Origin of the sequence: Pseudomonas sp. GR 6-02 (genome assembly GCF_001655615.1) — a bacterium.
Classification (GTDB): Bacteria; Pseudomonadota; Gammaproteobacteria; order Pseudomonadales; family Pseudomonadaceae; genus Aquipseudomonas.
Genome location: NZ_CP011567.1, coordinates 5,674,926 through 5,698,679 on the forward strand (window position 1 = coordinate 5,674,926; position 23,754 = coordinate 5,698,679).

General features: G+C 60.4%; 23 protein-coding genes. 14 read left to right on the forward strand and 9 right to left on the reverse strand.

Translation table 11 applies throughout. The features are described from left to right. Positions 1-71: 71 nt before the first annotated feature. On the reverse strand, positions 72-761 hold the full coding sequence (gene nadD, locus PGR6_RS25140; protein ID WP_018925751.1) for a nicotinate-nucleotide adenylyltransferase: 690 nt from the start codon (positions 759-761) through the stop codon (positions 72-74). 1 nt (position 762) lies between these two features. Further along, positions 763-2,034, reverse strand: coding sequence for a glutamate-5-semialdehyde dehydrogenase (locus PGR6_RS25145; RefSeq protein WP_064620611.1), 1,272 nt, complete (start codon positions 2,032-2,034; stop codon positions 763-765). Positions 2,035-2,476: 442 nt separating this feature from the next. Between PGR6_RS25145 and PGR6_RS25150 the strand changes: the two genes are divergently transcribed. Together PGR6_RS25150 and PGR6_RS25155 are read left to right on the forward strand one after the other, a co-directional pair. After that, positions 2,477-3,175, forward strand: coding sequence for a DNA-3-methyladenine glycosylase (locus PGR6_RS25150; protein WP_064620614.1), 699 nt, complete (start codon positions 2,477-2,479; stop codon positions 3,173-3,175). Between the two features lie 100 nt (positions 3,176-3,275). Next, positions 3,276-4,592, forward strand: coding sequence for a bifunctional DedA family/phosphatase PAP2 family protein (locus PGR6_RS25155; RefSeq protein ID WP_064620617.1), 1,317 nt, complete (start codon positions 3,276-3,278; stop codon positions 4,590-4,592). A 46-nt stretch (positions 4,593-4,638) separates the two neighbouring features. Here PGR6_RS25155 and PGR6_RS25160 read toward each other — a convergent pair whose 3' ends face one another. Genes PGR6_RS25160 through PGR6_RS25170 form a run of 3 tightly spaced genes read right to left on the reverse strand, consistent with a single transcriptional unit; the run spans position 4,639 to position 6,315 of the window. Then, positions 4,639-5,229, reverse strand: coding sequence for an LON peptidase substrate-binding domain-containing protein (locus PGR6_RS25160; protein WP_018925747.1), 591 nt, complete (start codon positions 5,227-5,229; stop codon positions 4,639-4,641). A gap of 10 nt (positions 5,230-5,239) precedes the next feature. Further along, positions 5,240-5,956: an LrgB family protein gene (locus tag PGR6_RS25165; protein ID WP_018925746.1), complete on the reverse strand. Its 717-nt coding sequence runs from the start codon at positions 5,954-5,956 to the stop codon at positions 5,240-5,242. Further along, a complete protein-coding gene (locus tag PGR6_RS25170; protein WP_064620620.1) occupies positions 5,953-6,315 on the reverse strand; it encodes a CidA/LrgA family protein in 363 nt (120 codons plus the stop codon). The genes PGR6_RS25165 and PGR6_RS25170 overlap by 4 nt, the downstream gene beginning before the upstream one ends. Before the next feature lie 188 nt (positions 6,316-6,503). Between PGR6_RS25170 and PGR6_RS25175 the strand changes: the two genes are divergently transcribed. From PGR6_RS25175 to PGR6_RS25185, 3 genes are all read left to right on the forward strand, one after another. Next, positions 6,504-6,959, forward strand: a complete 456-nt coding sequence (locus PGR6_RS25175; protein ID WP_018925744.1) for a MaoC family dehydratase — start codon at positions 6,504-6,506, stop codon at positions 6,957-6,959. Positions 6,960-7,074: 115 nt separating this feature from the next. Next, a complete protein-coding gene (locus tag PGR6_RS25180; protein ID WP_018925743.1) occupies positions 7,075-8,790 on the forward strand; it encodes a C13 family peptidase in 1,716 nt (571 codons plus the stop codon). Between the two features lie 27 nt (positions 8,791-8,817). Beyond that, on the forward strand, positions 8,818-9,459 hold the full coding sequence (locus PGR6_RS25185; protein WP_019650883.1) for an oxidoreductase: 642 nt from the start codon (positions 8,818-8,820) through the stop codon (positions 9,457-9,459). 37 nt (positions 9,460-9,496) lie between these two features. On the opposite strand, the gene PGR6_RS25190 is transcribed toward PGR6_RS25185, so the two are convergent. The 4 genes from PGR6_RS25190 to PGR6_RS25205 form a co-directional block, all read right to left on the reverse strand. Beyond that, positions 9,497-9,781, reverse strand: a complete 285-nt coding sequence (locus PGR6_RS25190; protein WP_018925741.1) for a YceK/YidQ family lipoprotein — start codon at positions 9,779-9,781, stop codon at positions 9,497-9,499. Then, positions 9,774-10,406 (reverse strand): flavin prenyltransferase UbiX, encoded by a 633-nt coding sequence (gene ubiX / locus PGR6_RS25195; RefSeq protein ID WP_030129554.1) that lies wholly within the window; start codon positions 10,404-10,406, stop codon positions 9,774-9,776. The genes PGR6_RS25190 and ubiX overlap by 8 nt, the downstream gene beginning before the upstream one ends. Further along, entirely contained in the window at positions 10,403-11,752 is a 1,350-nt protein-coding gene (mpl, locus tag PGR6_RS25200; protein WP_064620623.1) for a UDP-N-acetylmuramate:L-alanyl-gamma-D-glutamyl-meso-diaminopimelate ligase, read from the reverse strand. Before mpl ends, ubiX begins: the two co-directional genes overlap by 4 nt. A gap of 141 nt (positions 11,753-11,893) precedes the next feature. Beyond that, entirely contained in the window at positions 11,894-13,807 is a 1,914-nt protein-coding gene (locus tag PGR6_RS25205; protein ID WP_018925738.1) for a sigma-54-dependent Fis family transcriptional regulator, read from the reverse strand. Between the two features lie 452 nt (positions 13,808-14,259). On the opposite strand from PGR6_RS25205, the gene exaC reads away from it, so the two are divergent. The 9 genes from exaC to PGR6_RS25250 all read left to right on the forward strand — a co-directional run bounded on the left by exaC (position 14,260) and on the right by PGR6_RS25250 (position 23,653). Continuing rightward, positions 14,260-15,780: an acetaldehyde dehydrogenase ExaC gene (gene exaC / locus PGR6_RS25210; protein WP_018925737.1), complete on the forward strand. Its 1,521-nt coding sequence runs from the start codon at positions 14,260-14,262 to the stop codon at positions 15,778-15,780. A 220-nt stretch (positions 15,781-16,000) separates the two neighbouring features. After that, positions 16,001-17,371, forward strand: a complete 1,371-nt coding sequence (gene eat / locus PGR6_RS25215) for an ethanolamine permease (RefSeq protein ID WP_019581359.1) — start codon at positions 16,001-16,003, stop codon at positions 17,369-17,371. Positions 17,372-17,490: 119 nt separating this feature from the next. Next, entirely contained in the window at positions 17,491-18,885 is a 1,395-nt protein-coding gene (locus tag PGR6_RS25220) for an ethanolamine ammonia-lyase subunit EutB (RefSeq protein WP_018925735.1), read from the forward strand. Between the two features lie 8 nt (positions 18,886-18,893). Continuing rightward, a complete protein-coding gene (eutC, locus tag PGR6_RS25225; RefSeq protein ID WP_173861148.1) occupies positions 18,894-19,718 on the forward strand; it encodes an ethanolamine ammonia-lyase subunit EutC in 825 nt (274 codons plus the stop codon). A 113-nt stretch (positions 19,719-19,831) separates the two neighbouring features. Beyond that, the gene (locus PGR6_RS25230; RefSeq protein WP_018925733.1) at positions 19,832-20,293 is read left to right on the forward strand and encodes a GNAT family N-acetyltransferase; all 462 of its coding nucleotides are present in this window, start codon (positions 19,832-19,834) and stop codon (positions 20,291-20,293) included. 268 nt (positions 20,294-20,561) lie between these two features. Continuing rightward, complete coding sequence (locus tag PGR6_RS25235; protein ID WP_018925731.1) at positions 20,562-21,218, forward strand: DedA family protein; 657 nt, start codon at positions 20,562-20,564, stop codon at positions 21,216-21,218. Positions 21,219-21,224: 6 nt separating this feature from the next. Then, complete coding sequence (locus PGR6_RS25240) at positions 21,225-22,037, forward strand: zinc-dependent peptidase (RefSeq protein WP_018925730.1); 813 nt, start codon at positions 21,225-21,227, stop codon at positions 22,035-22,037. Positions 22,038-22,150: 113 nt separating this feature from the next. Continuing rightward, positions 22,151-22,678: an inorganic diphosphatase gene (ppa, locus tag PGR6_RS25245; RefSeq protein WP_007933577.1), complete on the forward strand. Its 528-nt coding sequence runs from the start codon at positions 22,151-22,153 to the stop codon at positions 22,676-22,678. 228 nt (positions 22,679-22,906) lie between these two features. Continuing rightward, positions 22,907-23,653: a S24 family peptidase gene (locus tag PGR6_RS25250; protein ID WP_064620629.1), complete on the forward strand. Its 747-nt coding sequence runs from the start codon at positions 22,907-22,909 to the stop codon at positions 23,651-23,653. The last annotated feature ends 101 nt before the right edge of the window (positions 23,654-23,754 follow it).

Genomic DNA, 23,754 nt, shown 5'->3' on the forward strand with positions numbered 1-23,754 from the left:
TAAAACTCGTTTTGCTCGTATGTTCGGGCGCTTCGATACACGCATTCACGTGCCTTGAAGCGCGCCCTTTTTCAGTTCGACGCACGGTAAAGTCCGTGCGCATCGATGTAGGCCAGGACCGCGTCGGGCACCAGGAAACGTACCGACTTACCGCTGGCCAGCAGTTGACGGATCTGGGTGGCGGATACCGCGAGCGGTGTCTGCCAGACGAATGCAATCTGTCCGCTCGGCCCTTTGAGGGCCAGCGGGTCGCTCACCGAACGTGCTGCCAGCAGGTTGCGCAAGGCATCCGGCGGTTCGCTGTCGGCATCCGGGCGTTGCAGCACCAGGATGTGGCAATGCTGGAGCAACTCTTCCCAGCGGTGCCAAGTGGGCAGGCCGCAAAAAGCGTCCCAGCCCAAAAGTAGAAAAACCTGGTCTGAAGCGGCAAGTTCGGCGCGCATCAGTTCCAGGGTGTCGATGGTGTAGGACGGCTTGTCCCGCTGCAATTCGCGGGCATCCACCACCAACGGTGCCACACCGGCCACCGCGCACTTGACCATCGCCAGACGGTCCTTCGCCGATACCTGCGGCTTGTCCCGATGGGGCGGCCTGGCACTGGGCGTCAGACGCAACTCATCGAGGGCCAGCGATTCGGCGACTTCCAGCGCACCGCGCAAATGGCCGATGTGCACCGGGTCGAAGGTCCCGCCCAGTACGCCAATGCGTCGAGGCCGAGGCTCGCTGGCGGTCACTGGGGCTGACGGGTCGAGGTCGCCCAAGTCAGAGCGACTCCTGGCCGCGCAGCTGACCGTCACCGACCACGATGTACTTCTCGCAGGTCAGACCTTCGAGGCCCACCGGGCCGCGGGCGTGCAGCTTATCAGTAGAAATGCCAATCTCGGCACCCAATCCGTATTCGAAGCCATCGGCGAAGCAGGTCGGGGTGTTGATCATCACCGAGGACGAATCGACTTCAGCCACGAAACGCCGGGTGTCAGCCAGGTTTTCGCTGACGATCGAGTCGGTGTGATGGGAGCCGTACTGGTTGATGTGCTCGATAGCCTGGTCCAGCCCGTCGACCACGCGGATCGAGAGGATCGGCGCCAGGTATTCGGTAGTCCAGTCTTCTTCAGTGGCCGCGACGGCCTCGATGATCGCCCGGGTGCGCTCACAACCGCGCAGCTCGACGCCTTTTTCGCGGAATTGGGCAGCCATCGCCGGCAGAAACTCTTTGGCAACTGCCTGATCGACCAACAGGGTTTCCATCGCGCCGCAGATGCCGTAACGGTAAGTCTTGGCGTTGAATGCGATGCGCTGGGCTTTCGGCAGATCGGCGTGGGCACTGACGTAGACGTGACAGATGCCGTCCAGGTGCTTGATGACGGGCACGCGGGCATCGCGGCTGACCCGTTCGATCAGGCCACGGCCGCCGCGAGGCACGATGACGTCGACGTATTCGGGCATGGTGATCAGCGCGCCGACGGCGGCACGGTCGGTGGTTTCGACCACTTGCACCACCGCGGCCGGCAGATCGGCCTCGGCCAGGCCGCGCTGGATGCAGGCGGCAATGGCGCGGTTGGAGTGAATCGCTTCGGAGCCGCCACGCAGGATGGTCGCGTTGCCGGACTTCAGGCACAGGCTGGCAGCATCGATGGTCACGTTAGGCCGGGATTCGTAGATGATCCCGATCACGCCCAACGGCACGCGCATCTTGCCGACCTGAATGCCCGACGGCCGGTAACTCATGTCGCGGATCGCGCCGACCGGGTCCGGCAAGGCCGCGACCTGACGCAAACCGACGATCATGCCGTCGATGCGCGCCGGGGTCAGCGCCAGGCGTTCCAGCAGGGCCGGCTCAAGACCATTGGTGCGGCCAGCGGCCAAATCCAGTTCATTGGCTGCGGTCAGCTCGGCGCGCGCAGCATCCAGCGCATTGGCGGCCGCCTGCAAGGCGCGGTTTTTCTGCGCGGTGCTGGCACGGCCGATCACGCGGGAAGCTTCGCGGGCGGCGCGACCCAAACGGGTCATGTAGTCAAGAACGGACTCAGTCATGGTCTGCTGTGGTCTTGGTAAAGAGGAAAGCGGCAGATTATAGCTGTCGCGTCTCGGGACTAACAGCGGTGACGGGCGGATGGTCGAAATGGAAGGCAATTTGCCGACGTTCAGCCGTGACCAGGGGGCGCTCTCAATGAGTTTCCCCGCCGCGTTGTCGCCTTAATGCGGGCCAGGCAAGGCGCAGGCCGCTGGGAATGGTTGTTCCCTTTCCAAGGCCTGCAACGCAGCCTGGCCCGCTTTAAGGCACAACCCGAAGGGCCGGGCCTGCTGTTGTGCAGGGCTGCGTTGCTCGAAGCTTATTTGGAATGACCAAACCACGCTTCTCGCGCCTTGCCCTGCACAACAGCAGACCCGGCGCGGCGGGGAAACTCATTGAGAGCGCCCCCTTAGCATATTGTTATCATCACGACTCAATCAGCCCTGATAAACGCTGTTCATCATGACTAACCTGACTGTTCGTGCGTCCGAAACGCGCCCGCCCAAGGCTCTGCCGGATGCATTTTTCGACCGCGACGCCCAAACGCTGGCCCGGGATCTGCTGGGCAAAATCATCCGCCACCGGGTCGACGACCTGTGGCTCAGCGCCCGGATTATCGAGACCGAAGCCTATTACTGCGAAGAAAAGGGTAGCCACGCCTCCCTGGGCTACACAGAAAAGCGTAAGGCTTTGTTTCTGGATGGCGGCCACATCTATATGTATTACGCCCGCGGCGGCGATTCCCTGAACTTCAGTGCCCAAGGTCCGGGCAATGCGGTGCTGATCAAATCCGCCTATCCATGGGTCGATGAACTGAGCGGGCCAGCCAGCCTGGCGCAGATGCTGCTGAACAATCCCGACGCCCAGGGCCGCCCTCGCCCCTCGCAAAAGCTGTGCGCCGGGCAGACGTTGCTGTGCAAGGCGCTGGGGCTGAAGGTGCCGGTCTGGGACGCCAAGCGTTTTGACCATGAAGTGCTGCTGGTGGAAGACATCGGGCCTGCGCCCGGCCATATCATCCAGACCACACGCCTGGGCATCCCCCAGGGGCGCGACGAACATTTAATGTACCGTTTCGTCGATGCGGCTTACGCGCCGTACTGCACTCGCAATCCGATGCGTCGGGGTCAGGTCGAAGGGCGCGATTATTTTTTGCTGACTTGAAACGTGCCCGGGCAAACGGGAATCCCAGTGGGAGCGGTCGTTCAGCATTTGGGAGATTCGTCCCTTTGGGGCCAAGTGAACATTCGATGGAGTTGTTTTTATGGGCCCATGGCTCGATAGCGTGATCGGTTGGCTGACGGTCAATCCGCAGTGGCTGGCCATGGCAGTGTTCGTAGTGGCGTGTGTGGAGTGCCTGGCGATTGCCGGGCTGATCGTACCCGGTACGGTGTTGTTGTTTGCCGCGGCAGTACTGGCCGGCAGTGGCGCACTGTCGCTGGGTGAAACATTGCTGCTGGGTTTCCTCGGCGGCGTGCTGGGCGACATCGTTTCGTATTTCCTGGGACGACATTTCCACCAGAACATCCGGCGCCTGCCGGGGTTGCGCCATCATCCGGAATGGATCGCCGGGGCCGAAGCGTATTTTCAGCGTTATGGCATTGCCAGCCTGTTAGTCGGACGCTTTATCGGCCCGTTGCGGCCAATGCTGCCGATGGTCGCAGGTATGTTCGACATGCCCTTCCCCCGCTTCGCCGCCGTCAGCCTGTTGGCCGCCGCAGGCTGGAGCGTTGCCTATCTGCTGCCCGGCTGGGCCACCGGCGCGGCGATTCGCTTGCCATTGCCCGAAGGGTTCTGGCCCGAGGCCGGGATCGTTGCCGGCAGCATCGCCGTCATGGCGGGTTTGAGCATTACCAGCAGCATGCGCCGCCATCGCAAGGCGACGATGCTGATCACCGGCATGAGTTTTCTAATTCTGGCGGGACTGTTCATCGGCTATCCGCACCTGACCGCCCTCGACCAAGGGTTGATGACCCTGGTGCAGGAACACCGCAGCCCGATGCTCGATGAAGTAGCCGTGGTGTTCACGCTGATTGGCGAGTTCCGCAACATGTTTATGATCAGCGCCCTGTTGACGGCCCTGCTGTTGCTGACGCGACAATGGCGGCACGCGATCTTCGCCGGCAGCACGTTGCTTTTCACCGCGCTGGGCAACACGGCAACCAAGCACTTTTTCGCCCGCATTCGCCCGGAAGTGCTGAGCGATCCACTGACCAGCTACAGCATGCCCAGCGGCCACGCCTCGGGCTCGTTCGCGCTGTTTCTGACGCTCGCGGTGCTGGCTGGCCGCGGACAACCGCCGCGAATGCGCCTGACCTGGTTGTTGCTGGGTTGTTTGCCGGCGCTGGCGATTGCCCTGTCGCGGGTTTACCTGGGGGCGCACTGGCCTACCGATGTACTGGCCGGCGCGATGCTGGCGGCATGCGTGTGTGCGGCGAGCCTGTGGCTGACGCAACGCCAGGTGCCGCTCAACGCCATGCCACCCAAGGTCTGGTGGCTGGTGTTGCCGTCGTTGCTGGCGTTGTTCGGCTTCTTTGTGTTGCGGCATTTGCCGCAAGCTTTGTTGCGGTATGCATATTGAGGATTGAAAGATCGCACCTGTAGCGGCTGCGATCTTTCAGTGGACATCAGGCAAACAACTCACCTTGCAGTTCATCCAGCAACGCCTGAATCGCATCCAGCCGTTGCTGCGGATCATCGAGTTGCAGCAAGTCGATCTTGTCCACCTCGGAAAACGGCAACAGATACGCCAACTGATTGGCCAGCGACTGTTGCCCCGTCGCTTCGGTGCCCATGCTCAGTGCTTCGACCATCGGGTGTTCCGCCAAGGCCTTGAGCAGCGCGACCAGGTCGGCATCTTCATCCTGTAGCGGTTGCTCAGGTTCATCTTTGAGCCACTCGACTTCGGCGACGATCAACTGGTCGCGCTGCACCTCGGTGCGCACCACGTGAAAACGCCGCCCGCCCTTTACCCGAATGCCCAGCAGGCCGTTGTCCTGCTGATGGAAATCGGTGATCAGCGCCTCGCACCCCACCCGCGCGTAGCCTTCAGGAGCGATGCCGACTTCTTCGCCCTCGAGAATGCACACCACGCCGAAGCCGCTGCCCTGTTTCATGCAACGGCCGATCATGTCCAGGTAGCGTGCTTCGAAAATCTGCAAGTCGAGGATGCAGTCCGGAAACAGCACCGTGTTCAGCGGAAAAAGCGGCAGACTCATAGACATTTCCTTACACCACCATCGACACCGCCAACGGCAGGAACACCGCCGTGGCCACGCCCATCAGACTCATCGCCAGCGCCGCGAAGGCGCCGCACTCCTCACTTTCCTGCATGGCCACCGCCGTGCCGACCGCATGGGCGGTCATGCCCAGAGCCATACCGCGGGCCTCCGGGCTGTGGACACCGAGACGAGTCAAAAGACTCGGCCCGAAGATCGCTCCGATCACCCCGGTAATCAACACGAACACCGCCGCCAGCGCCGCGACGCCACCAATCTGCTCCGCCACCAGCATGGCAATCGGCGAGGTAACCGACTTGGGGGCCATGGTCATCAGGATCATGTGTTCGGCGCCGAACCACCAACCCAGCAGCACCCCCATGCCCGTGGCGACCACGCCACCTATCACCAGAGTAGTAAATATCGGCCAGAACAACTGTCGAATCCGCCGCAGGTTGAGGTACAGCGGCACCGCCAGCGCAACGGTGGCCGGCCCGAGCAAGATACTGAGGATCTCGGTGCTCTTGCGGTACTCAACGTAGCTCAGGCCGCAACTGACCAGCACGCCGATGACCAACAGCATGGAGACCAGCACCGGTTGCAGAAAAATCCAGCGGGTTTTCTCGAACGCCGCCAGCACCAATTGATACGCGCCCAGCGTAATGCCGATGCCGAACAGCGGATGATGAATCACCGACGCCCAGGCGCCGTGCCAATCGAACATCATTGGCTGTCCTCGGAATGGGCGTGACGCTTGACCAGGCGCTGCATCAGCACCCCGGCGAAGGCCATCGACAGCACCAACGACAACACCAGCGCACCGGTGATCGCCCAGAAATCCGCGGCAATGTCAGTGGCGTAGACCATCACGCCCACGGCCGGCGGCACCAGCAGCAACGGCAAATAACGCAGCAGGCTGCTGGCCGCAAGGTTCAGCGGTTCGCCGACTTGACCGCGGCTGATCAGATACCCCAGTAGCAACAGCAGGCCAATGATCGGCCCCGGCAGCACCGGCAAAAACAGATGATTGAGGGCTGTGCCGAGCAATTGAAACAGCACCAGCCAGGTCAGGCCACGTAACAACATCCATCCTCTCCCGCGCTCTCCCCCACCAAGAAGGGGCCCGACATTATAAGCACGCTATGAGTCGGCATTCGCCAAAAGCATGGTCAGTTGACCGGAGCAATTTGTCATGTTGATCTAAAGTGGTTCGCAGGGAGGTCAAGCCCCCCACTCGAAAAACTATAAATCCGATGAACCCAAGGAGAGTCTCAATGCCCTATGTTCCAGTTGCAGAGCTCAAAGATTATGTCGGCAAGGAACTCGGATGTTCCCAATGGCTCACCATCGACCAGGAACGCATCAACCTGTTCGCAGAAGCCACAGGCGATTATCAGTTCATCCATGTCGACCCGGTCAAAGCCGCGCAAACGCCTTTTGGCAGCACCATCGCCCATGGTTTCCTGTCGTTGTCGCTGATCCCCAAACTGATGGAAGACATCCTCATCCTGCCCGAAGGCGCGAAGATGGTGGTCAACTATGGCCTGGACAGCGTGCGTTTCATCCAGCCTGTGAAGGTTAATTCCAGGGTTCGACTCAAGGTCGACATGAACGACGTCACCGAGAAGAAACCCGGCCAATGGCTGCTCAAGGCCACCGCTACGCTTGAAATCGAAGGATCGGACAAACCGGCCTATATCGCCGAGCCATTGTCCCTCTGCTTCGTCTGACACATGCCTGATTGCGAAGCAGCTCATGCTGTTTCGCGCTGTGTCTGTGCCGTGTCTCTATAAATGCGACACATAGCTGCGGCATACTCCGTCGCCTAATTGCCCGGATCCCGCTATGCGCTCACTTGCACTCCTTGCCCTGACCCTGATGCTCACCGCTTGCGGCGATGGCGAATCGCTGTTGCCCCCCGACGCCCGCCTGCCGGATGGCGGACGCTATCGTGGTGATCTGGTCAACGGCCTGCTGCAAGGCGAGGGTCGCATCGATTACCCGAACGGCAGCTGGTATGCCGGTCACTTCGACAAAGGCCAATGGCATGGCCAGGGCGAATGGCACGGCAGCAACGGCGAGGTCTATCGCGGGCAGTTCCAGCAGGGGCTGTTCGACGGCCAGGGCACGCTGACCACCACCGGCAGCAGCTACACCGGCGGTTTCAAGGCCGGTCGACGGGACGGTGAAGGCACCCTCAAAGAAAACGCCATGACCTATCGCGGCGAATTCAAGGCCGACCAATATTCAGGGCTCGGTCGTCTGGAACTCGAAGACGGCAGCCAGTACCAGGGTCAGTTCGCCCACGGCAAACCCAACGGCGAAGGCCAGCGCAGCGATGCCAGCGGCAATCAGTTCACCGGGCACTTCGTCGATGGCCAACTGGAAGGCAACGGTACTTTCAACAGCGCCGATGGCGATATCTACGTCGGTGGGTTCAAGAACAATCAATTGCATGGCAAGGGCCGCTACGAAAACGCCGATGGCGATGTCTGGATCGGTCAGTTCAAGGAAGGCGTGCTGAACGGCAAGGGCGAGTTGATCGGCGCCGATGGCAGTCATTACATCGGTCAGTTCAGCGACTGGCGTTTTACCGGTCAGGGCCGCTTGAACCTGGCCGATGGCAGTTTCTATATCGGTCAGTTCGACGGCGACAACTATCAGGGCAAAGGCACGTTGGTGCTGACCGATGGCACAGTGCTGAGCGGCACCTGGATCAACAGCCAGCGCGTGCGCGACGCCGACGGCAAGCTGCTGCCCGACACCCTGGAACTCGGCTTGCTGGCCCAGGGCCGCTTGCTCGACGAAGCACTGGCCAACGTGCCGGCCTCGACTCCGGCGGTCGAACTGTACACCTTGACCCTGGGCGGTGACGGCAAGCAGAGCGTGTTCCTGCGCGAATCCGACTACGTCGCCAACATGCTCGCCAGCCGTTTCGGCGCTTTCGGCCAGATTCGCCTGGTCAACCATCGCGACCACCTCGGCGACCGGCCGATGGCCACCCGGGAAAACCTGCGCCGCGCCGCCCAGACCCTGGCCGAGCGCAGTGGTCCGGAGGACTTGCTGTTCATTTACCTGACCAGCCATGGCTCCAGTGAACACGAGCTGGTACTCGACCAGCCACGCATGGAGCTGGCCGACCTGCCGGCCGACGAACTCGCCGCCGTCCTCGCGCCCCTGAAGAAGCGCGACAAGATTATCGTGATTTCGTCCTGTTATTCCGGCGGCTTCATCCCTGCCCTCAAGGATGAACACACCCTGATCATGACCGCCTCGCGCGCCGACCGGGTGTCCTTCGGGTGCTCGGAAGAAGCCAACTTCACCTATTTCGGCGACGCACTGTTCGCCCAGGCGCTGAACCAGACCGACGATCTGGAGCAAGCCTTCAAACGGGCCAGCGCCACCGTGGCCGAGCGTGAGCTGGCCGACAGCTTCGAAGCCTCCGAACCACAGATCTGGGCGCCGAAAGCCGTGCTTGCCCATTGGCAATTGTTACGCAAGCAGCAGGCACGAAAGGCATTGCAAAGTGTCTCTATCAGCAAGGATGAAAAGAGCAACTAAGCTGAACAGTATCAAGGGGGAATAACTATGTACTTGACGCCTCAGCATGTATTGCTTGCCGGAGCTACCGGGTTAACCGGTGAACATTTGCTTGACCGTCTGCTCAACGAGCCAACGATCGCACGCGTATTGGCCCCCTCACGCCGGCCACTGGCCGAACATCCTCACCTGGAAAACCCGGTCGGTGACCCGACTGTGTTTCTGCCGCAATTGAACGGTCGCGTCGACGTCGCCTACTGCTGCCTTGGCACCACGATCAAGCAAGCCGGCTCCGAGGAAGCGTTTCGCGCGGTGGACCTGGACATGGTCGTGGCCTTCGCCAAACGTGCCCGGGAAATGGGCGCACGGCACCTGATCGTGATCAGTGCCTTGGGGGCCGACCGCAGATCGCCGATTTTCTATAACCGGGTTAAAGGTGAGATGGAACACGCATTGCGCGCGCAGAATTGGCCGCAGCTGACCATCTGCCGGCCTTCGCTGTTGCTCGGCGATCGCGCCGAGCCGCGACTGGCCGAACGGGTTGCCGGTCCGTTGTCGAAATTGATTCCGGGCAAATACCACGGCATCGAAGCCTGCCAACTGGCCCGCGCCATGTGGCGCCTGGCGCTGGAAGAACAGGATGGCGTACGGATTGTCGAGTCGGATGAATTGCGCAAGTTAGGCAAGTAATCCAGCAGCGCCCGCGAATAGAGCGCGAAGCGCTCTTCTATAATCCGCCGGTCGCCTGAAACCCAACACCTAAAACCGTCAACAACGACAACGGCAACAGCAGTGTGTCGAGCAAAGCACTGGCCGGCAGATCAACACCGGGATAACTCGGCGCTTCTGCGCCAAATCTGTCCATGGCGCAGCACCCGCCGTTCATTGCATACAAATCCAGACGCGTCCCCGAATACACCACCGGTGCCCCGGGTTTGGCGGCATCGAGGGTGCGCGCCGTGGCGCAGCCCGCCAGTTGCACCGCCAGCAGAATGATCAGCAGCCTATTCATCACTGCTCAAATGGTGCTCGCCCCAACGCGGTAGCATGTCTTGCGGAATGTTCAGCAGATTGAGAATTCGCGCCACGACGAAGTCGATCAAGTCATCAATGGTTTGCGGCTGATGATAGAAGCCTGGCGATGCCGGCAGAATCGTCACACCCATGTTCGACAGCTTGAGCATATTTTCCAGATGAATGCTCGAATACGGCGCCTCGCGCGGTACCAGAATCAGCTGGCGGCGCTCCTTCAACGTCACGTCGGCCGCCCGCTCGATCAAGTTGTTGCAGGCCCCGGTCGCGATCGCCGACAAGGTCCCGGTGGAACACGGCACCACCACCATCGCCGCTGGCGAGCCGGAGCCCGAAGCCACCGGCGACATCCAGTCTTCCTTGCCGTACACCCGAATCTGCCCGGCGGCGGCACCGGTGTATTCAGTGAGGAAGGCTTGCATCATCTGCGGCTTGGAGGGCAGCGAGACATCGGTCTCGGTGGCCATCACCAGTTGCGCGGCCTTGGAAATCAGGAAGTGCACCTCGCGGTCTTCACGCACCAGGCAGTCGAGCAGGCGCAAGCCGTACTGGGCGCCCGAAGCGCCGGTCATCGCCAGCGTGATGCGTTCCGGACCATTGTTCATTGCAGCGCCTCGGCCAGTTTGCCGTGCAGGCCACCGAAGCCGCCGTTGCTCATGATTACCACGTGAGTGCCGGGTTGGGCCTGGCTCTTCACGCGCTCGATGATGCCTTCCAGCGAATCGCTGACAATCGACGGCACGGTGCACAACGCCGCCGTGGCGCCCAGGTCCCAACCGAGGTTGGCCGGCGAATACCAGATCACCTGATCGGCATCGACCACGCTTTCCGGCAAGCCATCGCGGTGAGCACCGAGCTTCATGGAGTTGGAGCGCGGCTCGATGATCGCGATCAGCGGCGCATCGCCGATGCGCTTGCGCAAACCGTCGAGGGTGGTGGCGATGGCAGTCGGGTGGTGGGCGAAGTCGTCGTAAATGGTGATGCCACGGACTTCCGCAACTTTTTCCATCCGGCGCTTCACGCTTTTGAACGCGCTCAGTGCCGCAATGCCCATCGACGGCACGACGCCGACGTGACGCGCGGCGGCCAAGGTGGCCAAGGCGTTGGCGACGTTGTGCTGACCGGTCATGTCCCACTCGACCACGCCTTGAGCCACGCCTTCGAACATCACTTCGAACTTCGAGCCATCTTCACTGAGCAGTTTGACCTGCCATTGACCGCCGGCGCCGGTGGTTTGCACCGGAGTCCAGCAGCCCATCTCGATCACGCGCTGCAAGGCCGGCTCGGTGGTCGGATGGATCACCAGGCCTTCGCTCGAAATGGTCCGCACCAAATGGTGGAACTGTCGCTCGATGGCCGCCAGATCAGGGAAGATGTCCGCGTGATCGAACTCCAGATTGTTCAGGATCGCCGTGCGCGGGCGGTAGTGAACGAACTTGGAGCGCTTGTCGAAGAATGCGCTGTCGTATTCGTCGGCTTCAATCACGAAGAACGGCGTATCGCCCAGACGCGCCGACACCGAGAAATTCTGCGGCACGCCGCCGATCAGGAAACCCGGGCTCATGCCGGCGTGTTCCAGGACCCAGGCGAGCATGCTGCTGGTAGTGGTTTTGCCATGCGTGCCGGCAACCGCCAGCACCCAGCGGCCTTGCAGCACGTGATCGGCCAGCCATTGCGGGCCGGAGACGTACGGCAGGCCTTTGTTCAACACGTACTCGACCGCCGGGTTGCCGCGGGACATGGCATTGCCGATCACCACCAGGTCCGGGGCCGGATCGAGCTGCGCCGGGTCGTAACCTTGCGTCAACTCAATGCCCTGGGCTTGCAGCTGAGTGCTCATCGGCGGATAGACGTTGGCATCGGAGCCGGTCACATGATGGCCTAGCTCTTTGGCCAGAACCGCCATCGAACCCATGAAAGTGCCGCAAATACCAAGAATATGAATGTGCATAGTCGACCTCGTAAAACATGGCCGCAGGTTAGCGTAGGGAGGGGAAAATCGCACTCTTTAGCTGAACGTGACACAACCGCCTGGCTGATCGAGCGCATTTTTTTGTGGCTGAGGGAGCAAGCCCCCTCGCCACAAAAACGGCTATCGGGCGATGCCGTGTTTGCGCAGCTTCCGGTAGAGGGTATTGCGGCTCACGCCCAACTGTTCGGCGGTGTGGGTCATGTGCCAGCGCTGCTGTTCCAGTGCGTTGAGCAACGCCAACCGCTCGGCATCGTCCAGCGGATACTCGGACGGCGCTTCAATCGTCGCCACCGTCACCGGCCGGACCTGACGAATCATCGCCGGCAAATCTTCCAGCCCGATCCGACCGCCGTCACACAACGCCGCCAGGGTCCGCAGCACATTGCGCAACTGCCGCACGTTCCCCGGCCAGGCAAAATCCAGCAAGGCCTGCCGCGCCGCTGCATCAATCAATACCGTCTCCCCGCCCGCCTCTTCGGCCAACAGAAAGTCGAGCAGCTGTGATTTATCCGTGCGCTCGCGCAACGCTGGCAATGCGACTTCCAGCCCATTGAGCCGGTAATACAAATCCTCGCGGAAACTGCCGTCCTGCACCCTTTCGAGCAGGTTACGGTGAGTGGCGCTGATGATCCGCACATTGACCGATTCCGGCTCGCCGCCAATCGGCACCACCTGACGGTCTTCCAGCACCCTTAATAGCCGGGTCTGCATGCTCAGCGGCATGTCACCGATTTCATCCAGGAATAAAGTTCCGCCATCGGCCTGCTGCAACTTGCCACGCATGCCCTCCTTGCGGGCACCGGTGAAGCTGCCGCCGCGATAGCCGAACAACTCGCTTTCGATCAGGCTTTCGGGGATCGCCGCGCAATTGAGGGCGACGAACGATTTTTCCGCCCGTTGACTGGCCTGATGCACGGCCTTGGCGAAAGCCTCCTTGCCTGAGCCGGTTTCGCCGTTGATCAGCAACGGCACGTCCCGTTCGAACACCCGCAAGGCCTTGCGGAAGTCTTCCTGCAACGCGGCATCGCCCAGGCAAATACCCGACAGCCGTGGACGCTCGGCCACTGCCGGGCTTTGCACCACCGGTGCAGGAATGCTGCGCGGCTGCCCACGCAATACAGCAAACAGCCGCCGCCCGTCGCGGGTGCGCAACGGCCAACTGGCGCTGGCATTGGCGCTCGCGCGGCCGAGCAACTCATTCAGCGAGCAGTCGAAAAACGCCTCCACCGGCTGGCCCAACAGGCCGCCACGAATATGCCCCAGCAAATTCAGCGCACTCTGATTGACCGCACAGATCCGCCCTTCCCCATCAAACGCCAGCAGCCCTTCGCTGAACAGCCCGACGGATTCGGCCTGCAAGTGAAAACGCAGTAGCCATTGATTGTCGAAGTAACGCAGGAAATAACAGCTCTCGATCATCTTCGCCGACAGATTGACCAGGGCCATGGTGTGAAACTGGCTCTGCCGCGAAACCTCATGACGCGCCGAAGACACGTCAAGCACCGCCAACAGTTCACCATGAGGGTCGAACACCGGGCTTGCCGAGCAGGTCAGGCCGGTGTGGCGGCCACGAAAGTGTTCGTCCTGGTGAATGGTCAGGGACTGGCGCTCCACCAGGCAGGTGCCGATGCCGTTGGTACCTTCGCAGGCTTCGCTCCAGTCGGCGCCAAGCCAAAGGCCTGCGCGTTCGAAAATCTTCCGTTCGGCGGGCGCGGTGACGCAGTTGAGGATCACCCCGCGAGCGTCGGTCAGCAACACTGCGTGGCCGGCGCCGGAGAGTTGCTGGTGGAGGCTGGTCATTTCGTTGCCGGCGATCTGCAGCACTTGCTGCAAACGTTCGCGGCTTTCCAGGAGACGGCCATGCTCCAGCACCGTCGGCGCCATGGTCAGGGCCGGGTCGAGGTGATAGTCCTCAAGGCAACGCAGCCAGGAGCGGGCAATAGACGGATCGCTGCCGGGACCGTGCAGGTGGGACTTACCCTGGGTCACGGTCAACACTTGCTGGGCATGGCGACTCAAATGGTTGTCGTGCATTTCTTATTATTCTCCCAGAGGGCTGTGCTGAACCCTCTTTAAGGGGCTGGCACATACCTTGTGGCGAGGGAGCTTGCTCCCGCTCGAGTGCGAAGCGCTCGCCAAAAATCATGACCGGCAGACATTTCTGGACTGCTTCGCAGCCAAGCGGGAGCAAGCTCCCTCGCCACAGAGGATTACCTGTGGGCCATTTGAGGCCCAGCATCCTCCAGCCATCGACGCATTGCAATGCTGACAAGACCCATCGGTCACAGGCTGTGCCACAAGCGGTACAAAGTGTCACACGGGTTGTACCGCAAGCGTCACAAGCACCGCCCAGCCGTCCGACAAAAAATACACAAGCCCTTGATTTAACTGACTTGCGAGGCGGTGGCCCAACCTTTGCTCTACGCTTGTTACCGCGCTCTGGCGCGTCCTCCCTTATAAGCACAAAAGCCAAGGAGAAACCCATCATGCGTTACGCTCACCCCGGTACTGAAGGCGCTATCGTTTCGTTCAAGAGCAAATACGGTAACTACATCGGCGGCGAGTTCGTCGCGCCTGTCAAAGGTCAGTACTTCACCAATACTTCGCCGGTCAACGGCCAACCGATTGCCGAATTCCCGCGCTCCACTGCCGAAGACATCGAAAAAGCCCTGGACGCCGCCCATGCCGCCGCCGATGCCTGGGGCGCCACGTCCGCCCAGGCACGCTCGCTGGTGCTGCTGAAAATCGCCGATCGCATCGAACAGAACCTGGAACTGCTGGCGATCACCGAATCCTGGGACAACGGCAAGGCCGTGCGTGAAACCCTCAACGCCGACATCCCGCTGGCCGCCGACCATTTCCGCTATTTCGCCGGTTGCATTCGCGCCCAGGAAGGCAGCGCCGCCGAGATCGACGGCAATACCGTGGCCTATCACATCCATGAACCGCTGGGCGTGGTCGGGCAGATCATCCCGTGGAACTTCCCGATTCTGATGGCCGCCTGGAAACTCGCTCCGGCCCTGGCCGCCGGTAACTGCATTGTCCTCAAACCTGCCGAGCAAACCCCGCTGGGCATTACTGTGCTGATGGAGCTGATCGGCGACCTGCTGCCACCTGGCGTGCTCAACGTGGTGCAAGGCTTCGGCAAAGAAGCCGGTGAAGCCCTGGCCACCAGCAAACGCATCGCCAAGATCGCCTTCACCGGTTCGACTCCAGTCGGCTCGCACATCATGAAATGCGCCGCCGAAAACATCATTCCATCCACCGTGGAGCTGGGAGGCAAGTCGCCGAATATCTTCTTCGAAGACGTCATGCAGGCCGAACCGTCCTTCATCGAGAAAGCCGCTGAAGGTCTGGTGCTGGCATTCTTCAACCAGGGCGAAGTTTGCACCTGCCCGTCCCGCGCCCTGGTACAGGAGTCGATCTACGACGAGTTCATGGAAGTTGTCATGAAAAAAGTCCTGCAGATCAAGCGTGGCGACCCGCTGGACACCGACACCATGGTCGGCGCCCAGGCGTCCGAGCAGCAATTCGACAAAATCCTTTCGTACCTGGACATCGCCAAGGGCGAAGGCGCCGAGCTGCTGACCGGTGGCAAGGTGGAAAAACTCGAGGGCAGCCTGGCGACCGGGTATTACATCCAGCCGACCCTGCTCAAGGGCACCAACAAAATGCGCGTGTTCCAGGAAGAAATCTTTGGCCCGGTGGTGAGCATCACCACCTTCAAGGACGAAGCCGAGGCCCTGGCCATCGCCAACGACACCGAGTTCGGCCTGGGTGCCGGCCTCTGGACCCGCGACATCAACCGCGCCTACCGCGTGGGCCGCGCCATCAAGGCCGGTCGCGTGTGGACCAACTGCTACCACCTGTACCCGGCACATGCCGCGTTCGGTGGTTACAAAAAGTCCGGCGTCGGCCGTGAAACCCACAAAATGATGCTCGATCACTATCAGCAGACCAAAAACCTGCTGGTGAGCTACGACATCAACCCGTTGGGCTTCTTCTAAAAACCGGGGGGCGATACAGGTATTTCTGTATCGCCCTTCAGAAGGCCATCGCGGGCAAGCCCGCGATGGTGCCCTTAAACGCCTCCTTCATCGCTCTGCCGGTCTGGCATTGGCTTTGCATTCCCGCTCTACACACTGAATGCCATACCCGAAAGTCCAACAAATCAAACAATAAAAAAGACAGAGAGGACTTATGACTTCTACTACGCAGAGAGGACCTATGACTTCTACTACACAGCTCAAACCCACACTCGGCACCCTGCATCTATGGGGCATTGCCGTCGGCCTGGTGATTTCCGGCGAGTATTTCGGCTGGAGTTATGGCTGGGGCACCGCAGGTACCCTGGGTTTTCTCGTCACCGCATTGATGGTGGCGACGATGTACACCTGCTTCATTTTCAGTTTCACCGAATTGACCACCGCCATTCCCCACGCTGGCGGGCCGTTTGCCTACAGCCGCCGAGCCTTCGGCGAGCGAGGCGGACTGATCGCCGGCATCGCCACCCTGATCGAATTCGTCTTTGCGCCACCGGCAATTGCCATGGCCATCGGCGCCTACCTCAATGTGCAATACCCGGAACTGGACCCGAAGATCGCCGCTGTTGGCGCCTATTTCGTGTTCATGACCCTGAATATCCTCGGCGTGAGCATCGCGGCCACCTTCGAACTGGTGGTCACTGTGCTTGCCGTCGCCGAATTGCTGGTGTTCATGGGTGTGGTCGCGCCAGGCTTCAGCTTCAGTAACTTCGTGCTCAACGGCTGGTCGGGCGCCAACGAATTCAGCATGGCCTCGATTCCCGGCATCTTTGCGGCCATCCCGTTCGCGATCTGGTTTTTCCTCGCCATTGAAGGCGCAGCCATGGCCGCCGAAGAAGCCAAGGACCCGAAACGCACGATTCCCAAGGCTTACGTCAGCGGCATTCTGACCCTGGTGTTCCTCGCCATCGGCGTGATGGTCATGGCCGGCGGTGTCGGCGACTGGCGCCAACTGTCGAACATCAACGACCCGCTGCCTCAGGCGATGAAAGCCGTGGTCGGCAACAACTCGAGCTGGATGCACATGTTGGTGTGGATCGGTCTGTTTGGCCTGGTGGCGAGCTTCCACGGGATCATTCTGGGTTATTCGCGGCAGTTCTTCGCCCTGGCTCGCGCCGGTTACCTGCCGGCTTCCCTGGCCAAACTGTCGCGCTTCCAGACCCCGCACCGGGCGATCCTGGCGGGCGGCGTGATCGGCATCGCGGCGATCTACAGCGACGGCCTGGTCAACCTGCAAGGCATGACGCTGACGGCTGCAATGATCACCATGTCGGTATTCGGCGCCATCGTGATGTACATCATCAGTATGCTGAGCCTGTTCAAACTGCGTAAAACCGAACCCAACCTGGAGCGCACCTTCCGCGCGCCGGGCTACCCGATCGTACCGGGGATCGCGCTGTTTCTGGCGGTGGTGTGCCTGGTGGCGATGGCCTGGTTCAACGCGCTGATCGGCTGTGTGTTCCTCGGTTTCATGGTGGCCGGTTACCTGTATTTCCAACTGACCGCCAAGCAACGCGCCGATGCGCCGGCAGATGCGATGCTCGAAGGCGTCTGAAATGCACCGGCGCCGGGCTGATTCCCGGCGCCCGCCCTATTGAAGTGCACCAGAACCCGCTCCCACAGGGGTTTAGTGGTGCATTTGAGATATTTATTGAATCAGGAGGACACCGTCCCATGGCCGTATTTGCCCATACCGTCGGCGCCCAAACCTACCGCTTCGACAGCCTCAAGGAGGTCATGGCCAAAGCCAGCCCGGCGCGCTCCGGGGACTTTCTGGCCGGCGTTGCCGCCCTCAACGATGGCGAGCGGGTGGCCGCGCAGATGGCCCTGGCCGACACCCCGCTGGCCCACTTCCTGGAGGAAGTGCTGATTCCTTACGAGGCCGATGAGGTCACCCGACTGATCATCGACACTCACGACAAACAGGCTTTTAAAGCGGTCAGCCACCTCACCGTCGGCGGTTTCCGCGACTGGCTGCTCAGCGAAGCCGCCGATGAACAAAGCCTGCGCGCCCTCGCCCCCGGCCTGACCCCGGAAATGGTCGCCGCCGTGTCGAAGATCATGCGCGTGCAGGATCTGGTGCTGGTGGCGCAGAAAATCCGCGTGGTCACCAAGTTCCGCGGCACCCTGGGCCTGCGCGGCCGGCTCTCGACACGCCTGCAACCCAATCACCCCACCGACGAACCGGCCGGCATCGCCGCCAGCATTCTCGACGGCCTGCTGTACGGCAACGGCGACGCGATGATCGGCATCAACCCGGCCACCGACAGCATCGCTTCGATCTGCGCCATTCTGGAAATGCTCGACGCGATCATCCAGCGCTACGACATTCCGACACAGGCCTGCGTGCTGACCCACGTCACCACCTCCATCGAGGCGGTCAATCGCGGGGTTCCGCTGGACCTGGTGTTCCAGTCAATTGCCGGCACCGAAGCGGCCAACGCCAGTTTCGGCATCAACCTCAACGTTTTACAGGAAGGCTACGACGCGGGCTTGAGCCTGAATCGCGGCACATTGGGCCAAAACCTGATGTATTTCGAGACCGGCCAAGGCAGTGCCTTGTCGGCCAACGCCCACCACGGCATCGATCAACAGACCTGTGAAACCCGCGCGTACGCCGTGGCACGGCATTTCAAACCGTTTCTGGTGAACACCGTCGTAGGCTTCATCGGCCCGGAATACCTCTATAACGGTAAACAGATCATCCGCGCCGGGCTCGAAGACCACTTCTGCGGCAAGCTGCTGGGCGTACCCATGGGCTGCGATATCTGTTACACCAACCATGCCGAAGCCGACCAGGACGACATGGACACTCTGCTGACCTTGCTGGGTGTGGCCGGGATCAACTTCATCATGGGCATCCCCGGCTCCGATGACATCATGCTCAATTACCAGACCACCTCGTTCCACGACGCCCTCTACGCCCGGCAAACCCTGGGCCTGAAACCAGCGCCGGAGTTTGAACAGTGGCTGGCGAACATGGGCATCTTCACCCAGGCGGACGGCAAAATTCACTTCGGCAACAGCCTGCCACCGGCGTTCCGCCAGGCATTGGCGCAACTGGGATGAGTGTTTATATGTATGAACCACCTGTCGATCCGCAGAACCCATTGCTGGAACTGCGCCGCCTGACCCCGGCACGCATTGCCCTCGGCCGTACCGGCACCAGCATGCCGACCCGCGCGCAGCTGGATTTCCAGTACGCCCATGCCCAGGCCCGGGATGCGGTGCACCTGCCTTTCGATCACTCGGCGCTCAGTTCGCAACTGACCGAGCGTGGGCGTGAGAGTTTGCTGCTGCACAGTGCCGCCACGGATCGGAACAGCTATTTGCAGCGCCCCGATTTGGGGCGCAAGTTGAGTGATGAGTCAGCGCAGACTCTGCGTGATTACTCGCGAGCCCATCCAGGCGGGGTGGATCTGGCTGTTGTGGTGGCCGATGGTCTCTCGGCACTGGCCGTTCATCGCCACACCTTGCCGTTTCTGGCACGCATGGAAGAACAGACAGCTATCGAAGGCTGGTCCCTGTCGCCGGTGATTCTGGTGGAACAAGGCCGGGTTGCGGTGGCTGACGAGATTGGCGAGCTGCTGGGCGCAAAAATGGTGGTCATTCTGATCGGGGAACGCCCTGGATTAAGCTCTCCAGACAGCCTGGGGCTGTATTTCACCTATAATCCCAAGGTCGGACTGACGGATGCCTACCGCAACTGCATCTCGAATGTCCGGCTCGAAGGCTTGAGTTACGGCATGGCGGCACACCGTTTGCTGTATTTGATGCGCGAAGCCTGTCGGCGGCAGTTATCGGGGGTCAGTCTGAAGGACGAAGCCCAGGTTCAGACGCTGGAGTCGGACACAGGAGCAGGTTTGAAAGGTAATTTCCTACTCAGTCCGTCGGATGCCTGAACCGTTTCCGCATTGCGTTTCTATTCCGGTTTAAGGCAGGATCGATGCACGGCCGCCAAGGGTTTCCTGTCGCCGTCACCATGTAAGACAGCCACTTGAAGACGAGACCTACCATGCGGATTATTCAAGCGACCCTCGAACACCTGGACCTGCTGACCCCGTTGTTCGTCAAATATCGCGAGTTTTACGGTTCCCTGCCGTATCCGGACTCGTCCCGAGCGTTCCTCGAAAAGCGCCTGCGGCGCAAAGAGTCGGTGATCTACCTGGCCCTGGCCGATGACGACAACAACAAACTGTTGGGTTTCTGTCAGTTGTACCCGAGCTTCTCGTCTCTTTCGCTCAAACGCGTGTGGATCCTCAACGACATCTACGTCGCCGAAGACGCCCGACGCCAGTTAGTGGCCGACAACCTGATCCGCACCGCGAAGAAAATGGCCAAGGAAACCAATGCCGTGCGCATGCGCGTTTCCACCAGCAGCAACAACGAAGTCGCGCAGAAAACCTACGAATCCATCGGGTTCAGGGAAGACACCGAGTTCAAGAATTACGTATTGCCGATCAGTGACGAACTTTAAGCTCACCAAGAAGATCGCAGCCTTCGGCAGCGCCTGCATCGACCGAGGCAACCTCGAAGCTGTAGGTGCTACCGAAGGCTGCGACCTTTTCCGACAAACCCTGAAACACATCGACATTCCTCGCTACAAACTCGACGCGTTTTTCACTTTTCACCCCGTATAATGCCCACACCTCACGGCTCGTAAGAAAAATCACACCCCGCTGTAGTCTTACGCGAAGCTATCCGCACAGGCCTGCTGAGTCGGGCCATCACCACAGGTGCTTTCCATGGATTTCAACCCGATCGACGTTATTCTGCATCTCGATGTTTACCTCGAGATGCTGGTGAACAACTACGGAGCATGGATCTACGCCATCCTGTTCATGGTGATCTTCTGCGAAACCGGACTGGTGGTGATGCCGTTCCTGCCGGGCGATTCCCTGTTGTTCATCGCAGGCGCCGTGGCGGCCGGTGGCGGCATGGATCCGGTACTGCTGGGCGGCCTGCTGATGCTGGCGGCGATCCTCGGCGACAGCACCAACTACGTAATCGGCCGCACCGTCGGCGAACGGCTGTTCAGTAACCCGAACTCGAAAATCTTCCGCCGCGATTACCTGCAACAAACCCACGATTTCTACGACAAACACGGCGGCAAAACCGTGACCCTGGCGCGCTTCATGCCAATCATCCGTACCTTTGCCCCGTTCGTCGCCGGCGTTGGCAAAATGCCTTACCCGCGTTTCTTTGCCTTCAGCATTTTCGGCACCATCCTCTGGGTGGGTGGCCTGGTAACCCTCGGTTACTTCTTCGGCAACGTACCGTTCATCAAGAAAAACCTGTCGCTGCTGGTGGTGGGTATCATCCTGGTGTCGCTGCTACCGATGATCATTGGCGTGATCCGCAGCCGTCTCGCTAATGCCGCGTCCAAAGCCGAACCCCGCTGACTGACGATGTGGTCCCTTAGCGCCTGGCGACGCCGGCGCACCCTGGCCAGGCATCCGATTGCCGACGACATGTGGCAACGGGTGCGCCATCACCTGAGCTTCCTCGATGGCATCAGCGCGGCCGAAGACCAGTGGCTGCGCGAAGCCAGCGTGCTGTTCCTGCAAGACAAACACCTGACCGCCCTGCCCGGCGTCGAACTCCACCAGGAGCAGCGCCTGCTGCTCGCCGCCCAGGCCCAATTACCGCTCATGCATTTGGGTGATCTGAACTGGTATCAGGGCTTTCACGAAGTCATCCTCTACCCCGACGACTTCCTCAGCCCCCAGCGCCATCGCGATGCCAGCGGCGTCGAACACGAATGGGATGGTGAACACAGCGGCGAAGCCTGGCAGCAAGGCCCGATCATCCTCGCCTGGCCCGGCGTGATGGCCAGCGGTGGCTGGGAAGGCTACAACCTGGTGATCCACGAACTCGCACACAAGCTCGACATGCTCAACGGCAACGCCAATGGCCTGCCACCGCTGCACGCCGACATGCGCGTCAGCGACTGGGCCAAGGTCATGCAGGAAGCCTATGACGACCTCGACCGGCAACTGGAGCGCAACCCGGACGCTGAAACCGCCATCGACCCGTACGCCGCGGAAAACCCCGCCGAGTTCTTCGCGGTCACCAGCGAATACTTCTTCAGCGCCCCGGATTTGCTGCACGAGGCTTATCCACAGGTCTACGAGCAGTTGAGGCTGTTTTACCGACAGGATCCCTTGGCAAGGCTTAGGCAACTTCAGGCCAATGATCCGGTCTATCAGGCTCACGACTAAGGTCTACACGACCTCTGGCACATAGCAACGGTGGCGGAATATGCCTATAATCGCCGCCACTTTTTGGTCAATCCGGCCAAGTGTTTTTGGTCAACTAACGGGGGCACCGCCCAATGAGCTACAGCAAGATTCCGGCTGGCAAAGACCTGCCGAACGACATCTACGTCGCGATCGAGATCCCGGCCAACCACGCGCCGATCAAATACGAAATCGACAAAGACAGCGACTGCCTGTTCGTTGACCGTTTCATGGCCACCCCAATGTTCTACCCGGCCAACTACGGTTACATCCCGAACACCCTGGCTGACGACGGTGATCCCCTCGACGTGCTGGTCGTGACTCCTTACCCGGTTGCTCCAGGTTCGGTGATCCGCGCGCGTCCAGTCGGCATCCTGAACATGACCGACGACGGCGGCGGCGATGCTAAAGTCATCGCAGTCCCACACGACAAGCTGTCCCAGCTGTACGTGGACGTGAAGGAATACACCGACCTGCCAGCCCTGCTGATCCAGCAGATCGAGCACTTCTTCGCGAACTACAAAGACCTCGAAAAAGGCAAATGGGTGAAAATCGAAGGCTGGGACGGCGCAGACGCCGCCCGCGCCGCGATCACCAAGTCGGTCGCTGCCTACAAAGGCTGAGAAGCAACGGTTAGTTTCTAGCCTCACGCTTCAAGAAAAACCCCGGTTGATCCGGGGTTTTTTGTGCCTGCCTGGAACGCTTTTAACAATGAGTTTTGAGCATTTCGGCTTGGGTGTTTGCCTGTTTATTTTTTACGAAAAGCGTCTTACATCCGGTCTTAAATTTCCCTCGAAATTTGAACGGGTCGTTTATTCAAACCCCCATCCTGCGCCCGTAGACTCGTGTTTATGAAAAAGAACACTAGCGGCCCACGGTTCAGAGCGCTCCTCGAAGCAGCCAACATCACAACGACAGGATTTGCCGCTTTCTTCGACACGGAAGCGCAAAATATCCATAACTGGTACACCCGTGGTGTGCCCGCTTATCGCATGGAGGAAGTCTCCCGACTTCTGTCTGTCAACAGTGACTGGCTGAAAACCGGCGAAGGCCCTAAAGAGTCCTCACGCCTGCGTGTGCTCGACGAGTCCGGCAACACCTTCGACGCCCAAGCCATCCGGGGCATCTACACGGTGATCGAACCCATCGACGTCGAACTGCCCTTCTTCAAAGAGACCGCCACCGCCCCAGGCTCCAATAAAACCCACGTCGTCGAGGACAAAGGTCAGTCCATCCGCCTACCCCACAGCCACCTCGACTCCCTGGAAATCAAACATGCCAATGCCATCTGCACCCATATGATCGGCAACAGCATGGCCGAAAAGATTGAAGACGGTTCTACCCTCGCCATTGATCGCGGGCTTACGCAGATTATCGATGGCGAGATCTATGCGATCGAGCATGACGGGATGTTGCGAATCAAATACCTGCACCGGATGCCGGGGAATGCATTGCGGCTGCGCAGCCACAACAGGGCTGAGTATCCGGATGAGATCTTCAACGCCGAGCAGATCGACAAGCAGAACATCAGGGTATTGGGATGGGTGTTCTGGTGGTCGACGCTCAACAAACGCAGACCGTCCGTACCGTTCCTGTAAATACGAAGCCCTGTAGCAGCCTTCGGCAGCTGCTACGCCTCAGCGCAATCGCTCTATCCCGCACACCAAGCTGGGAATTCCTCAAAAAAATCAGTATGCTG